Source organism: Aeromicrobium panaciterrae (genome assembly GCF_039537165.1).
Classification (GTDB): domain Bacteria; phylum Actinomycetota; class Actinomycetes; order Propionibacteriales; family Nocardioidaceae; genus Aeromicrobium; species Aeromicrobium panaciterrae.
The window spans coordinates 2,860,756-2,874,148 of the sequence record NZ_BAAAZZ010000002.1; the positions used below are offsets into that span (position 1 = coordinate 2,860,756).

Annotated in this window: 15 protein-coding genes; 12 read left to right on the forward strand and 3 right to left on the reverse strand. The window is 67.9% G+C overall.

What is annotated here, in order from left to right:
- Positions 1 to 43: 43 nt before the first annotated feature.
- Positions 44 to 502 carry a hotdog fold domain-containing protein gene (locus ABD683_RS14940; RefSeq protein ID WP_344770766.1) on the forward strand — a complete coding sequence of 153 codons (459 nt, stop codon included), beginning with the start codon at positions 44 to 46 and terminating at the stop codon, positions 500 to 502.
- Here ABD683_RS14940 and ABD683_RS14945 read toward each other — a convergent pair.
- Positions 499 to 1,425 carry an SPFH domain-containing protein gene (locus tag ABD683_RS14945; RefSeq protein WP_344770767.1) on the reverse strand — a complete coding sequence of 309 codons (927 nt, stop codon included), beginning with the start codon at positions 1,423 to 1,425 and terminating at the stop codon, positions 499 to 501. The two genes, ABD683_RS14940 and ABD683_RS14945, sit on opposite strands and share 4 nt — an antisense overlap.
- 96 nt (positions 1,426 to 1,521) lie before the next feature.
- Here ABD683_RS14945 and ABD683_RS14950 point away from each other — a divergent pair, with 96 nt between their 5' ends.
- Entirely contained in the window at positions 1,522 to 2,544 is a 1,023-nt protein-coding gene (locus tag ABD683_RS14950) for an esterase/lipase family protein (RefSeq protein ID WP_344770768.1), read from the forward strand.
- On the opposite strand, the gene ABD683_RS14955 is transcribed toward ABD683_RS14950, so the two are convergent.
- The gene (locus tag ABD683_RS14955; RefSeq protein ID WP_344770769.1) at positions 2,541 to 3,236 is read right to left on the reverse strand and encodes a VOC family protein; all 696 of its coding nucleotides are present in this window, start codon (positions 3,234 to 3,236) and stop codon (positions 2,541 to 2,543) included. The genes ABD683_RS14950 and ABD683_RS14955 overlap by 4 nt on opposite strands.
- Before the next feature lie 37 nt (positions 3,237 to 3,273).
- The gene (locus tag ABD683_RS14960) at positions 3,274 to 3,894 is read right to left on the reverse strand and encodes a TetR/AcrR family transcriptional regulator (protein ID WP_344770770.1); all 621 of its coding nucleotides are present in this window, start codon (positions 3,892 to 3,894) and stop codon (positions 3,274 to 3,276) included.
- Between the two features lie 105 nt (positions 3,895 to 3,999).
- On the opposite strand from ABD683_RS14960, the gene ABD683_RS14965 reads away from it, so the two are divergent.
- Genes ABD683_RS14965 through ABD683_RS15010 form a run of 10 tightly spaced genes read left to right on the forward strand, consistent with a single transcriptional unit; the run spans position 4,000 to position 13,391 of the window.
- Complete coding sequence (locus ABD683_RS14965) at positions 4,000 to 4,932, forward strand: SCP2 sterol-binding domain-containing protein (protein ID WP_344770772.1); 933 nt, start codon at positions 4,000 to 4,002, stop codon at positions 4,930 to 4,932.
- A gap of 4 nt (positions 4,933 to 4,936) precedes the next feature.
- Positions 4,937 to 5,743 carry an MlaE family ABC transporter permease gene (locus tag ABD683_RS14970; RefSeq protein ID WP_344770773.1) on the forward strand — a complete coding sequence of 269 codons (807 nt, stop codon included), beginning with the start codon at positions 4,937 to 4,939 and terminating at the stop codon, positions 5,741 to 5,743.
- Positions 5,743 to 6,561 carry an ABC transporter permease gene (locus ABD683_RS14975; protein ID WP_344770774.1) on the forward strand — a complete coding sequence of 273 codons (819 nt, stop codon included), beginning with the start codon at positions 5,743 to 5,745 and terminating at the stop codon, positions 6,559 to 6,561. The genes ABD683_RS14970 and ABD683_RS14975 overlap by 1 nt, the downstream gene beginning before the upstream one ends.
- Complete coding sequence (locus ABD683_RS14980) at positions 6,558 to 7,757, forward strand: MCE family protein (protein WP_344770775.1); 1,200 nt, start codon at positions 6,558 to 6,560, stop codon at positions 7,755 to 7,757. Before ABD683_RS14975 ends, ABD683_RS14980 begins: the two co-directional genes overlap by 4 nt.
- Positions 7,754 to 8,755 (forward strand): MCE family protein, encoded by a 1,002-nt coding sequence (locus ABD683_RS14985; RefSeq protein ID WP_344770776.1) that lies wholly within the window; start codon positions 7,754 to 7,756, stop codon positions 8,753 to 8,755. Before ABD683_RS14980 ends, ABD683_RS14985 begins: the two co-directional genes overlap by 4 nt.
- A complete protein-coding gene (locus tag ABD683_RS14990) occupies positions 8,752 to 9,708 on the forward strand; it encodes an MCE family protein (RefSeq protein ID WP_344770778.1) in 957 nt (318 codons plus the stop codon). Before ABD683_RS14985 ends, ABD683_RS14990 begins: the two co-directional genes overlap by 4 nt.
- Positions 9,702 to 10,730 (forward strand): MCE family protein, encoded by a 1,029-nt coding sequence (locus ABD683_RS14995; protein ID WP_344770779.1) that lies wholly within the window; start codon positions 9,702 to 9,704, stop codon positions 10,728 to 10,730. Before ABD683_RS14990 ends, ABD683_RS14995 begins: the two co-directional genes overlap by 7 nt.
- Positions 10,727 to 11,833: an MCE family protein gene (locus tag ABD683_RS15000; protein ID WP_344770780.1), complete on the forward strand. Its 1,107-nt coding sequence runs from the start codon at positions 10,727 to 10,729 to the stop codon at positions 11,831 to 11,833. The genes ABD683_RS14995 and ABD683_RS15000 overlap by 4 nt, the downstream gene beginning before the upstream one ends.
- The gene (locus tag ABD683_RS15005; RefSeq protein WP_344770781.1) at positions 11,830 to 12,909 is read left to right on the forward strand and encodes an MCE family protein; all 1,080 of its coding nucleotides are present in this window, start codon (positions 11,830 to 11,832) and stop codon (positions 12,907 to 12,909) included. The genes ABD683_RS15000 and ABD683_RS15005 overlap by 4 nt, the downstream gene beginning before the upstream one ends.
- Before the next feature lie 2 nt (positions 12,910 to 12,911).
- Entirely contained in the window at positions 12,912 to 13,391 is a 480-nt protein-coding gene (locus tag ABD683_RS15010; RefSeq protein ID WP_344770782.1) for a hypothetical protein, read from the forward strand.
- Positions 13,392 to 13,393 lie beyond the last annotated feature (2 nt).

A 13,393-nucleotide genomic window follows, 5' to 3' on the forward strand; every position in this document is an offset into this window, starting at 1 on the left:
CGTGACGCTGACAGTGTCGGTGTAACGGTCCTACACTCACGGCATGCCTTCGACCCTCGAGCTCTACAAGAAGTTCACCGCGCTGCCGCAGGGCAAGCGTCTCTTCTCCGTGGCATTCAGCCAGAAGGCGCCCTACTTCGCGTCGATCCACCTCGAGGTGCAGGAGATGAAGCCGCACCTCGGCCAGATCCGCATCCCGAAGCGGCGGTCGGTCAAGAACCACATCGGCACGATCCACGCCATCGCGGCGTGCAACGGACTCGAGGCCGCGATGGGACTCCTCGCCGAGGCCACCTGCCCCGACGACATGCGCTGGTTGCCCAAGGGCATGGAGGTCAGCTACCTCGCGAAGTCGACGACGGCGCTGACGTGCATTGCCGAGACCACCGAGGCCGACTGGGCCGGTGCTCCCGACGTTCCCGTGAAGGTCAGGGCCATCACCAACGACGGGACCGTGACGGTCGAGGGCATCATCCACCTGTGGGTGACCCCGAAGCGTTAGCCCTTGGGCACGACGACGGTCGACGACGACCCGCCGGGCCAGCAGCTGAACCCGATCGGCACGGGCTGCTTGTCCTTGACCATCTCGTTGAACGTGTCGAGACACTGGCTGACGAGCACGTTCGGGTCGTTGTTGACGGACTTGCTGAGTCGCTCGTTGGCGCGGGCTTGCGCGATCGCCGTCTGCTCGCGCTGGGTTGCAATACGGGTGTTGGCGATCTCGGCCTGGTAGAGGTTGATCTTGTTCTGCGTCGGCTTGTCGAAATGGATGATCGGGATGATGACGTTCTCGATCTCGATCTGGTCACCGACCTGCTCGCGGAGTCGGTCAGCCACCTGTTCGGAGAACTCGTTGAGGTTGGGATTGACCGCGCCCTCGGCGTCGTTCTGGATCGCGCTCAACGGGTTGTAGTCCGACAGGATCTCGTTGAGCGCGGCAGTGAGCTCCCGCGTGACGAGAGACTTCCGGATGTTGTCCATGTCGCGGTAGTCCTTGTAGAGCGCTTCGCCGGCCTCGAGCTTGATGCGCCAACGCACCGAGTTGTCGACGCACGCGGTCGACTCGTTGCCGATGCGGATCGACGTACAGCCGAAGTCTCCACCTTCGAGGTACGAGTCGGTCTGGATCGCTCCGTCGAGGGTCTGCACCTTCTCCCAGGGAAGCTTGAGGTGGATGCCGTTGTCGAGACTGCCGACGGGCTTGCCGAAGCTGGTCTTGATGCCGATGTCACGGGTCGGCACCATCGTGACGGCAGACGCCAGAAACGTGAGTGCCGTCAGGACGGCCAGACCCGCTGCGATGTATCCCGGCACCCGGCTGCGCTGGAGGGCGTTTTCCCGCTCGCCTCCGCCTGAACGCGTCAGCACGACGAACACCAGGGTGACGACCAGAAGCAGGATCGCGAGGATGAGGGTGCCGGGCACGGGGGCCTCCTGGGGGTAGTGGCGGCGCTCACGATAGCGCCAGCGCAGGCTGCGCGGTGACGTAACGCGAGAGATCGCCGGCTCGTTGGTGGTGCCATGATCCGCTTGCGCACCCTTGTCGCCGCTCTCGTCATCGTCGTGGCGACGGGGACCACGGCCACGGCAGCCACCTCGCCGTACGCTCCGATCGACCGTCCGGGACCCAAGCTCACGGTCCCGACGGAGACGCTCAAGGCGGCGCTGCAGTGCAGCGGCGACTTCACGTCCACGCTGCAGCCGATCCTGCTCAACCCGGCGACAGGTGTGACGGTCGATGAGAACTACTCGTGGAACTACGAGCGCGCGTTCACGGCGCAGGGGCGGCCCTGGTGCGCGATCCACATGCCGGCACACACGTTGGGCGACATCCAGGTGTCGGGGGAATACCTCGTCCACGCGATCCGCACGATGCGGGCGATGTCCCACCGCAAGATCGCGATCATGGGGCACAGCCAGGGCGGTATGTCGATGCGCTGGGCCTTGAGGTTCTGGCCCGACACGCGCGCCATGGTCGACGACGTGATCGGCATGGCGGGGTCCAACCACGGCACCACGGCGCTGCCCACCTGCATCCCTGGCCTCACGACCTGCATGCCGGCGGTCTGGCAGCAGCAGGCGACGGCGGAGTTCATCAAGGCGCTCAACAGCGGCGCCGAGACGTTCGCGGGCATCTCCTACACCGAGATCTACACCAAGACCGACGAGGTCGTGGTTCCCGCGGCGTCAGCGGGGCTGCACACCGGGGCGGGTCGCATCACGAACGTCGCGACGCAGGACGTGTGCCCGCTCGCGATCTACGAGCACCTCACGGTCGGCACGATCGACAACGCGGCGTACGCCCTGGCGATGGACGCGCTCAACAACGACGGGCCCGCGATGCCGTCGCGGATCAACAAGGCCGAGTGCGGCAGGCTGTTCCACCCGGGCGTGAACCCGGCGAATGTCGCGATGTACCTCAGCCTGCTCTCTGCCCTTCCCGGGCTGGGCAGCGTCCCGCTGCCGAGCATCAACCTCGTGGGTGCACCGCAGCTGCCCAGGGAGCCGGCGCTGCGCTGCTACACCACGGTCAAGGGTTGCTAGTCAGTCAGGCAGAACGGATGACCGTCGGGTGTGGTCATCGCCGTCCAACCGGGTTGGCACGGTGCGTCGTCGCTCTGGTTGGCGCCGAGCGTCACGAGGCGATCGATCTCGGTGAGCCGGTCGCCGCTGGGGACGAGGTTGAAGTGCAGCCGAGTCCGGGTCGTCCGGACGTCCAACGGGGGACCTCCCCAGGAGATCTTGGAGCCGCCCGCCGGTGACTGGATGGCGGTCTCCTCGTCCTGGTCCCACACCAGGGGCCAGTCGAGGGCCGCACTCCAGAAGTAGCCCTCATCCTGCGATCCGTCGCTGGAGTAGGCGCCGATGCGAGCCGTGTCCTTGAGGAAGTTGTTGACCGGCTCGATGACGCAGAACTCGTTGCCCTCGGGGTCCTGCACGGGAACGTGCAGCTCCTCGGGTGGCAGGTCGAAGTCGAGGACGCTGCCGCCGAGGCTGATCACCTTGTCGACCCGCTGCTGCTGGTCGTCCCAGGAGACGGTCGTGGTGTCGAAGTGCATCTGGTTGGGCTCGACCTTCGGCTCGTCGTTGCGGATGAAGTGGATCGGGATCTCCTCGCCGTCGCTCGGCAGCACGACGGTCCCGTCCACGGGGCGATCGAGCACGTCGCCCCAGAACGTGGCGAGCCGTACGGGGTCGGTCGCTTCGAAGGTCAACGAGTGGAGTGAGGAAGGCATGCGTCAAACGTAGGTGGCCGCTCCGGGCGGCGCAAAGTCACAGCCAGCTGGTGAGCACCAGGTCCGTGACAGCCTCGGCGAGGTCGGCGGGATCCCACTCGCCGGGGTTCTGCAGCAACGTGGCGGCGTTGGACTCGGCGAGGGCGATGAGGTTCTGTGCGTAGAGCCGCGTGGTGCGTCCGGGCATCGGGCGATCGGTCGACGCGAGGTAGTGCGTCAGCAGTGCCGTCAGCTGGTCGGTGATGGCGGTACGAGCCGACGTCACCTTGGCCGCGATGACCGGATCTTGTACGTGGGGGGCATCGAGCACGACGCGCCACGACGCGGGGTGCTCGAGGGTTGCGCGGAAGAACGCCTCGTACGCGGTGCGCATCACGGCACCGACATCGTCGAGGTCGATGGAGTCGGGGAGGGCGTCCTGGGCGGCCCCGACGAGTCGTTCTTCCTCGCGGGCCATCAGCGCCCGCAGCGCCTCGTCCTTGTGCGCGTAGCAGGCGTAGAGCACGGGCTTGCTCACGTGGGCAGCCTTGGCGATGCGCGCCATCGTCGTACCGGCGTAGCCGTGCTCGATCCACACCTCGAGAGCCGCGTCGAGCACCATGGGGCGGCGCACCTCAGGTCCGAGATGCTCTGCGCGGGTGCGGATTTCGGCCGTCATGGAGCAACCATTCTCGTTGACACCCGTGAAGGGTGTCACTAGTGTTCACGGAATCCTACCGCAGGGTAGGAAACACTCCCTGGTCCGTTCTGATGAGGCGTGAGCATGAGCGAACTTCGTACGTGGCTCGACGGCATACCTGAAGACAGGCTCGATGAGCACTTCGCCGGCGTCGACGCCGGCGAGATCGCCAGGATGCTCGGCTCTGCGACGGATGCCGAGCTCACCGAGCTGATCGCCGACGAGCAGATCCGTGCCGCGGCGCTCAGCGCGGGCTTCGGCCGGTTCGCCGACTTCGCCGTGCCTTCGCAGCTCGCCACGATGAAGGGGGTCGTGCGCTTCGTCGTACGGCGTGACCGTCGTATCGACGAGACCTATGACGCGCACTTCGGCAACGGGACCGTGGAGGTGCAGCCGGCCGACGACGCTGCCCCCGACGTCACGATCAGCACCGACGCGCTCACGTTCCTGCGGCTGCTGTCCGGCACCGCGAGCGCCGCGCTGCTCGTGCTCGCGGGGACGATCAAGGTCAGCGGCGACGAGCAGCTGGCACTCCAGACCGGCGGCGTGTTCCGCGTGCCCGGTCAGGACGGGGTCGCCGTCGATCCCACTGCGCTCGACGCGGTACAGGTCGCGGGGGTCGTCGCGAAGGCCAAGGACTCGCACCTGCAGGACGTCATGAAGGGCGGCTTCCGCGGTGTCGTCCTCGACGAGATCTTCCGGCGCTTCCCCGAATACCTCGACCAGCGCAGCGCCGACAAGCTCAAGCTCGCCGCGTGCTTCAAGATCGGCGGCGGACCGAACGGCGACGATCGCTACCTCGTCGAGATCGACCATGGCGACGTCACGATCACTCCCGAAGGTGAGGGCAAGCGATCCGTGACGATCGCGCTCGGGGGCGCAGAGTTCCTCAAGCTGGCAACCGGCAACCTCAACCCGACGATCGCCTTCATGAAGGGCAAGCTCAAGGTCAAGGGCGACCTGGCCTCGGCACTGGCCCTGAGCGGCGCCGTACGCATCCCGTCGGCGAAGGGCTGACCAGATGGCGACGATCATCACCGCAGCGCGCTCCAAGACCGATGCCGGTCTGGAGACGTTCGGTGCGATGATCGTGCTCGCCATCCAGGCGAGCACCTTCACGGTCGTCGACATCGTGAAGCGCCGGTTCGCGTGGCACGAGTTCCTCGAGCAGGCATGGTTCATGACCCGGGTGTCGCTGCTGCCGACGATCCTCGTGGCGATCCCGTTCGGCGTGATCGTGTCGATCCAGGTCGGGGCGATCGCCGAGCAGATCGGCGCGGTCTCGTTCACGGGCGCCGTCAACGGCATCGGCATCCTGCGCCAGGGCGCGCCGCTGGTCACCTCGCTCCTGCTGGCCGGCGCGGTCGGCTCGGCGATGTGCGCCCAGCTCGGCGCCCAGGCGGCCCGCGAAGAGGTCGACGCGATGCGCGTCATGGGCCTCAACCCCGTGCAGCGCCTCGTCGCGCCCCGCCTGCTCGCCGCGGTGGTCGTCGGCATGCTGCTCAACGTCGTCGTCGCGGTGACCGCCATGACGACGGGCTTCATCCTCAGCGTCGGTGGTGGCACGGTGAGCTCCGGCGCCTACCTCGGCTCGTTCACCAGCTTCGCCCAGCCGACCGACTTGTGGCTCGCGATGGGCAAGGCCGCGATCTTCGGCTTCCTCGCCACGATCGTCGCGTGCCACAAGGGTCTGAACGTGGTCGGCGGGCCCAAGCAGGTCGCCGACGCGGTCAACCAGGCCGTCGTGCTCAGCGTCGTCACGCTTGCCGTCGTCAACGTCGCGATCACGCAGGCCTACGTGATGCTCGTGCCGCAGAGGATCGCCTGATGAACCGCGTGCTCGACCGGGCCCTCGACGGTGTCGCGGTCATTGGCGCGCAGGCGACGTTCGTACGCCGCACACTTCAGTCCGTCCCGGCGGCGCTCACGACCTACCGCCAGGAGACCTTCCGCGTGCTGGCCGACATCAGCTGGGGGTCGGGGGCGCTGGTGGTCGGTGGCGGCACGATCGGCGTGATGATCCTGCTCGCCGTCTCGGCCGGTACGTCGCTGGGCATCGAAGGGTTCAACGGCCTCGAGACGATCGGCCTCGCCCCGCTCACCGGCTTCGTCTCGGCGATCGTCAACACCCGCGAGCTGGCACCCCTGATCGCCGCGCTCGCGCTCGCCGCGCAGGTGGGCTGCCGATTCACGGCGCAGCTGGGCACGATGCGTACGAGTGAGGAGATCGACGCGCTGTCGGTCATCAGCGTGCCGCCGATGCAATACCTCGTCGCCACGCGCCTGGTCGCCTCGATGGCGGCGATCCTCCCGCTCTACCTGATCGGGCTGGTCGGCTCCTACATCGCCTCACAGGCCGCCGTGACGCTGCTGTTCGGGCAGCCCGAGGGCACCTATCTGCACTACTTCCAGACGTTCATCAGCTCCGGCGACATCCTGCTGTCGGTCGCCAAGGTGCTCGTCTTCGCGCTCGCGGTGACGCTGATCCACTGCTGGTACGGGTTCATGGCCAACGGTGGCGCCCAGGGCGTCGGCGAGGCGACGGGGCGGGCGATCCGCGCCAGCATCGTCATCGTGGTCCTGCTCGACATGGTCATGACCCTGCTGTTCTGGGGCAACGATCCCGGCGTACGGATCTCCGGATGATCGACGCGACGCTGATCGATCCGCGCCTCGACAACCGTGGCGTGCTGCTGCGCTACGCATTCGTGCTCCTGGTCGTCGTCGCCTTGATCGCCACGGTGCTGCTGGCGTGGGGCAAGGGGATGTTCCGCGACGACGTACGCGTGACGGCGCAGGTCGATGACATCGGTGGCGCCCTCGCGGCCGGTGCGGACGTCAAGGTCCAGGGTGTCCTCGTCGGCCGTCTCACGTCGATCGAGTCGCATGACGGCGGCGTACGCCTCGGGCTCACGCTCGACCGCGACTCCGCCGACGAGATCCCGCGCGACGTCACGGCGCGCATCCTCCCGGCGTCGGTGTTCGGCACGTCATACGTCGACCTCGCCCTGCCCGACACGACCGGCGCCACGCATCTCGCTGCGGGCCAGGTCATCCAGCAGGACCGCCGGGCCTCGACGCTCGAGCTCCAGGACACGCTCGACAGCACCTACCGCGTCATGACGGCGGTCAAGCCCGCCGAGCTGTCCATCACGCTGGGCGCGATCGCCGACGCACTCGACGGCCGCGGCGAGAAGCTCGGCACCACGATGGAGACGCTCAACGACTACCTCGGGCGCCTCGACACGCAGACACCGCTGCTGAAGGAGGACCTCGCCCTCCTCGCCAGCAACCTCGAGACGGCCGCCAAGGTCGCGCCCGAGCTGCTGGACGCGGTGGACGACGGCTTGGTCACGGCCCGCACGATCGTGGCCAAGCAGGCGCAGCTCACCTCGATCCTCTCCGGCGGCACCGCCCTCGCCGACGAGGCCGACCGGCTGATCGCCGACAACGAGCAGGCAGCCGTCGACACGATCCACCAGTCGGCGACCGTCGTCGACGCGATCTTCGACGAGCGCACCGGGCTCGCCTCGGGGTTTCGCAACTTCGTGCAGTTCGCCCGCAAGGGCCAGACGGTGTTCTCAGACGGGCCGTGGATGAACACCGATGTCGTGATCACGACCGGCAAGGATGCGCCCTACACGGCCGCGGACTGTCCCGTGTTTGGCCCGATCCGCGGTGACAACTGCGGGGGAGCGAAGGCCGGCAAGGCGACAGCGCAGGACGATGACGCGCTCCTTTCCCGTATCCAGGGGCTGCTCTCGGGCCTCGACGCCTCCGTGCCCAACGACGGCGGCGTGGGCCAGCTGCTCATCGGGCCGTACGTGGGTGATGCGCCATGAGGTCGACGCTGATCAAGTTCTCGGTGTTCGCGGTCGCTGCGCTGATCGCGTTCGTGGTGCTGGCCAACACGATGGGCAACCAGGTCGCGGGGTCGACCCACAACTACGCCGCCGACTTCAAGAACGTCAGCGGGCTCCGGGTCGGCGACGACGTCCGAGCTGCCGGCGTACGCGTCGGCCGGGTCGAGGGCATCGACCTGCGCGGCGGCAAGATCGCCCGGGTGAAGTTCACGCTGTCGGACGACCAGGGCCTGTTCGACACCACCAACATCGTGATCCGCTACCAAAACCTGCTCGGCCAGCGCTACCTCTCGCTGACCCCCGGCAAGGAGAAGGGCACTCGGCTCAAGAACGACAGCGTCGTACCCGTCGCCCATACGAGTCCCGGCTTCGACCTGACCGCGTTGCTCAACGGCTTCGAGCCGCTCTTCGCGACGCTCGAGCCGGAGCAGGTCAACCGGCTGTCGGAGTCGATCATGGCCGTGATGCAGGGCCAGGGCGGCACGATCGAGTCGCTCCTCGCCGAGACCGCCGAGCTGACCAATCACCTCGCTGACAAGGACGACGTGCTGGGGCGTGTGCTCGACAACCTCACTCCCGTGCTGGCTGACATCGGCGGCCAGGACGAGCAGCTCGACTCGACGATCCAGGCACTGCAGACCCTGATGACCCGCCTCGCCGCGGAGCGCAAGACGATCGGCGACACGATCGACGGCGTCACGCAGCTCGCCTCGGTGACGGCCGACCTGACGACGGACGCCCGGCCGTCGCTCGACGCCGACGTGGCCTCGCTGCGGCGTACGGCCAAGCTCTTCGTCGACAACCTTCAGACCCTGACCCACGCATTCGCCACGCTGCCCACGACCACCGACGCGTTCGCGCGGCCGATGTCGTCCGGTACGTGGCTCGACATCTACATCTGCAACATGGAGATGACCCTGCGGTCCGGCACGATCCCGCTCGGCCCCGAGGGTCCCTACTCGGCGGTGTGCCGATGAGCGCGCGTCGAGTCGGCATCGCGGGTGTCATCGGCGTGGTCGTCCTGGGCCTGGTGATCCTGGCGCTCAGCGTGATCCCGTTCGGCCAGAAGCACTACTCGGCGCTGATGGAGCACTCCGCGGGGCTGCGCGTCGGCGAGGAGGTGCAGGTCGCGGGCGTCGGCGTCGGCGAGGTGCGCGGCATCAAGCTCGAGGGCAAGCACGTACGTGTCGACTTCACCCTCGACAAGGACATCGAGCTCGGCTCGCAGTCCCGTGCCGCGGTCAAGGTCGCCACGCTGCTCGGCACGCACTTCCTCGAGGTGACAGCCAAGAAGGGCGGCGAGCTCAAGGACGACACGATCCCGCTGGCCCAGACGACGGTTCCCTACAACCTGCAGGACGTCATCGACGGCGGCACCGGAGCGCTCAACGAGCTCGACGGCGAGGGCATCAATGCGTCGATGAAGGTCGTGGCTGACGCCCTGCGCGGTACGCCGGTGGCGGCGCGTGAGGCGATCGATGGCGTCTCGCGGTTGACCACCCTCGCCGGCAAGCGGTCCGACCAGATGCGTGCCCTGCTCGCCGCGACGCGCGATGTCACGGGCGATCTCGTACGCAACAAGGAGCGCATCATCGACCTGCTCGAGCAGTCGACGCTGGTGCTGCACGAGCTGACGTCGCGGCGCGAAGCCATCGACCAGCTGCTCACCGACAGCCAGCGGCTGGCCCGTGCCGTGGTCGGCGTCCTCGACGACACCGACGACGACATCAAGCCGCTCATGGCCGACCTCACCAAGGCGCTCGACTCGATGAAGTCGCAGAAGGTCGCTTTGACCAAGTCGATCGACGGGCTCGGCACCATGGCGACCTACTTCGCCAATGCGACGGGCAACGGTCCGTGGCTCGACCTGCACGTGCCCGAGCCGGTCGGCGACAACCTCCTCTGCACCGCCAAGGGGGCGGCATGCTGAAGCGGCTCATGGTGATCGTCCTGCTCCTCACGCCGTTGACGGCGTGCGGCTCGTCGAGCCCGACGGTCGTGACGGCGCAGTTCAGCGACGCCGCCGGACTGTTCAAGGGCAATGACGTCGGTGTCCTGGGCGTACGCGTCGGCAGCATCACCGCGGTCAAGCCCAAGGGCGACCACGTCGACGTCACTCTCCGGATCGACGGTGGCGTCAAGATTCCCGCCAAGGCGGGCGCCGTGATCGTCTCGCGATCCGTGGCGACCGACCGCTACGTCGAGCTGACCCCGGTCTATGACTCCGGGCCCGTCATCGAGTCCGGCACGGTGCTGCCGATGGCCCGTACGCGCACTCCCGTCGAGTTCGACGACCTGTTGGGCTCCCTGACCGGCATCTCCGACCAGCTGGCCGTCTCGGCGCCCCTCAACGACCTGCTCGCCACCGGTGCCAAGACGCTGGACGGCAACGGCCAGAAGATCGCGGAGGGCATGCACGGTCTCGCCGACACCCTGGGCACCCTCGACGACGCGACGGGCGACATCACCGGCACGCTCGACAACCTCGATCAGCTCACCCAGACGCTGGCCGACAACGACGCCCTCGTACGCCGCTTCAACACCGAGGTGTCGAGCGCGGCATCCATGCTCGACGACCAGCACGAGGCGATCGAACGGACGTTCACCGTGCTGTCGGCGATGCTCCAGCGCGTGGCCGCCTTCTCCCGCGACCACCGCACCAAGATCGCCGCGGAGATCGCCGACATCACCGAGCTCTCCACCACGCTGCTCGAGCACCGCAAGGGCCTGGAGGAAGCCGTCTCGACGCTCCCGCTGATGATGCAGAACGTCGACCGCGCCATCACCGACGACCGGTTGACGATGCGTACGCGCCCCGGCGACCTGGTGCCCGCCGCCGACGTGCTCGCGCTGCTGTGCGAGTCCGTGCCGCCGGCGATCTGCGACGCCACCGACCTCGAGCACCTGTCGCTGCTGGACGTGCTCGCCGCGCTCGCGGGGGTGAAGAAGTGAAGCGCCTCATCCTGGCTCTGGCCGCGGTGCTGACGCTCTCGGCCTGCGGCACGTCGGCGTCAGACCTGCCCCTGCCGGGCGCGAAGCTGTCGGGCCCGAGCTATGAGGTCTCTGCCCAGATCGATGACGCCCTCAACCTCGCGGTCGGTGCGCCGGTCAAGCTCAACGGCGTCACCGTCGGCCGGGTCAGGACCGTCACGGCGCACGACTTCACGGCCCGCATCACGATGGACGTACGCACGTCCTCACCGTTGCACGACGGCGCCAGCATCCGGCTGCGCTCGACGACCCCGCTCGGCGAGCTGTTCGTCGATGTCAGCGACAAGACCGGCGGCACCCCGCTCGCCGACGGCGATGCGATCGACGCCAGCGACTCGAGTGCCGCGCCCACGGTCGAGGACACGTTGGCGTCCGCGTCGATGCTGGTCAACGGGGGAGGGCTCGGTCAGCTCCAGACGATCGTCCGCGAGGCCAACGAGGCGCTGGGCGGTCGCGAGGACACAGCCCGCGAGCTGCTCGACACGCTGAACCGTACGACCCACAGCGTCAACGAGAGCAGCGCCGAGATCGATGCGACGCTCGACGCCCTTGCCGACGCCTCCGAGGTGCTGCGCCGGCGCAACGCCACGATCGACCGCGCGCTTGTCGACGTGGCTCCGGCGGCACGCGTGCTGAGCGACAACACCGACGAGATCACCAAGATGCTGCAGGCGGTCGACGGGCTCAGTGGCACCACCACCCGGGTCGTACGTGAGACCCGCGCCGACCTGCTGACCACGCTCCAGGAGATGGGACCGGTGCTCGACCAGCTGGTGTCGCTGCAGGGCGACTTCGGACCCGGCCTCAACACGCTCATCTCGTTCGCGAAGGCGATCGACAAGGGCGTGCCCGGCAACTACCTCAACGTCTACCTGCGGTTCCAGGACAGCCTGGCGCTCGGCATGCCCAACCTCCCGATCGTGGGCGACCTCGGCGTACCCCGCCTCGACATCTCGGGTGACCTGATCGACAAGCTGCTCGTCCCGAAGGCGTTGCAAGATGCGGTCCAGCCCGACCTCGGCCTCGGCGCCCTGCTCGAGTCGCTGGGAGGTGGTGCGAGATGAAGCGACGCATCCACCGCAAGCACTTCGTCGCCGCGCTCGCCCTGCTCGGCATCTTCCTCGCGACGATCGGCTACCTCTACAGCAACATCCTCGACGGTTCGCTCACGAAGCGGCCGGTTCACGTCTCGGTCGAGCTCAAGGAGACCGGTGGCCTGTTCAGCGGCTCCGGGGTCACCTATCGCGGCGTCCACGTCGGCAAGGTCGAGAGCGTCAAGCTCGATGGCCGGCGCATCATCGCGTCCGTCACGATCGACCCGTCGACGCACATCCCGGCTGACAGCGCGGCGGCCGTACGCTCGCTGTCTCCCGCGGGCGAGCAGTACCTCGACTTCCAGCCGACCCGGCCCAAGGGCCCGTGGCTCGAGGACGGCGACACCGTCAAGGCGGTGACGACGCCGACGTCGATCGCCACGGCGCTCAAGTCGATCGACACGCTGATGTCGGAGATCGACGACAAGGACCTCGCCACCGTGCTCAACGAGCTGCACACCGCGTTCGCCGACACCGACGACCTCAACCGGATCCTGACCTCCGGCACGCACATCGTCGACACGCTCGACGCCAGCTGGCCGCAGACGCTCAGGACGCTCGAGAACGCCCGCACGGTGCTGCGTACCGGCGTCGACAGCACGGACCAGTTCGTCGAGCTGTCCTCGTCACTGCAGTCGCTCACGGCGTCGCTCAAGGCGTACGACCCGAAGCTCCGCACGATCCTCGACAAGACCCCGGCACAGGTGGCGCAGATCCGTGAGCTGACGGCGACGCTGTCTCGCGTGCTGCCGAGCTTCCTCGCCGCGACCGACGACGTGACTGACCTGCTCGACGCCCGTGAGCCGCACCTGCGGGCGCTGCTCACCGACTTCCCGCGCGGTCTGCAGCAGCTCGCCGACACGATCGAGGAGGGCTATCTGCGGGTCAGCATGCTGGTGTCGCCCGGCGAGGTCTGCTCGTACGGCGTCGAGCAGGAGTCGCCGCGCTCCACCGAGCGCCAGCCCGTTGTCACAGGTCGCGAGTGCTCCGCCGACGTCACCGGCCAGCAGCGCGGCTCGGCCCACGTACCGGCGCCCACGCGATGAGGATGGTCAAGACCGGCCCGGAGCGGTCGACCGTCGTCCTCAGCCTGCTGCTGGCTCTGGTCGTGGGGGCGCTGGCTTACGTCCTGCTGCGGCCCGGCAACGACGACACCTCGGCCCGGCGCGACGCCCTGGAGGCTGCGACAACGGCAGCGATCGACCTCACGACGTACGACCACGACCACCTGGACCGCGACTTCGCCTGGGTCGACGATCGTGCGACGGCGTCGTTCGCCAAGGAGTACGCCGCTGCCAACAAGCCGTTGCGCGCGATCATCACCAAGCTCGAGGCCCATGCGGTTGGCACCGTGGTCGAGGCATCGGCGACAATGCAGGACTCCAGCCGGGCAAAGGTGCTGCTGTTCGTCGACCAGACGATCACGAACGGTACGGACGACAAGACCCGAACCGAGCGCAACCGCGTCGTCATGTCGATGGTCAAGCGCGACGGCACGTGGCTCGTCGACGACGTCGAGCTCCGCTAGCC

What these genes read in the sequence shown, in the direction of transcription:
- ABD683_RS14940 (WP_344770766.1), top strand. Translation starts at nt 44, where the DNA reads ATGCCTTCGACCCTCGAGCTCTACAAGAAGTTCACCGCGCTGCCGCAG.
- ABD683_RS14950 (WP_344770768.1), top strand. Translation starts at nt 1,522, where the DNA reads ATGATCCGCTTGCGCACCCTTGTCGCCGCTCTCGTCATCGTCGTGGCG.
- ABD683_RS14955 (WP_344770769.1), bottom strand. Translation starts at nt 3,236, where the DNA reads ATGCCTTCCTCACTCCACTCGTTGACCTTCGAAGCGACCGACCCCGTA.
- ABD683_RS14960 (WP_344770770.1), bottom strand. Translation starts at nt 3,894, where the DNA reads ATGACGGCCGAAATCCGCACCCGCGCAGAGCATCTCGGACCTGAGGTG.
- ABD683_RS14965 (WP_344770772.1), top strand. Translation starts at nt 4,000, where the DNA reads ATGAGCGAACTTCGTACGTGGCTCGACGGCATACCTGAAGACAGGCTC.
- ABD683_RS14970 (WP_344770773.1), top strand. Translation starts at nt 4,937, where the DNA reads ATGGCGACGATCATCACCGCAGCGCGCTCCAAGACCGATGCCGGTCTG.
- ABD683_RS14975 (WP_344770774.1), top strand. Translation starts at nt 5,743, where the DNA reads ATGAACCGCGTGCTCGACCGGGCCCTCGACGGTGTCGCGGTCATTGGC.
- ABD683_RS14980 (WP_344770775.1), top strand. Translation starts at nt 6,558, where the DNA reads ATGATCGACGCGACGCTGATCGATCCGCGCCTCGACAACCGTGGCGTG.
- ABD683_RS14985 (WP_344770776.1), top strand. Translation starts at nt 7,754, where the DNA reads ATGAGGTCGACGCTGATCAAGTTCTCGGTGTTCGCGGTCGCTGCGCTG.
- ABD683_RS14990 (WP_344770778.1), top strand. Translation starts at nt 8,752, where the DNA reads ATGAGCGCGCGTCGAGTCGGCATCGCGGGTGTCATCGGCGTGGTCGTC.
- ABD683_RS14995 (WP_344770779.1), top strand. Translation starts at nt 9,702, where the DNA reads ATGCTGAAGCGGCTCATGGTGATCGTCCTGCTCCTCACGCCGTTGACG.
- ABD683_RS15005 (WP_344770781.1), top strand. Translation starts at nt 11,830, where the DNA reads ATGAAGCGACGCATCCACCGCAAGCACTTCGTCGCCGCGCTCGCCCTG.
- ABD683_RS15010 (WP_344770782.1), top strand. Translation starts at nt 12,912, where the DNA reads ATGGTCAAGACCGGCCCGGAGCGGTCGACCGTCGTCCTCAGCCTGCTG.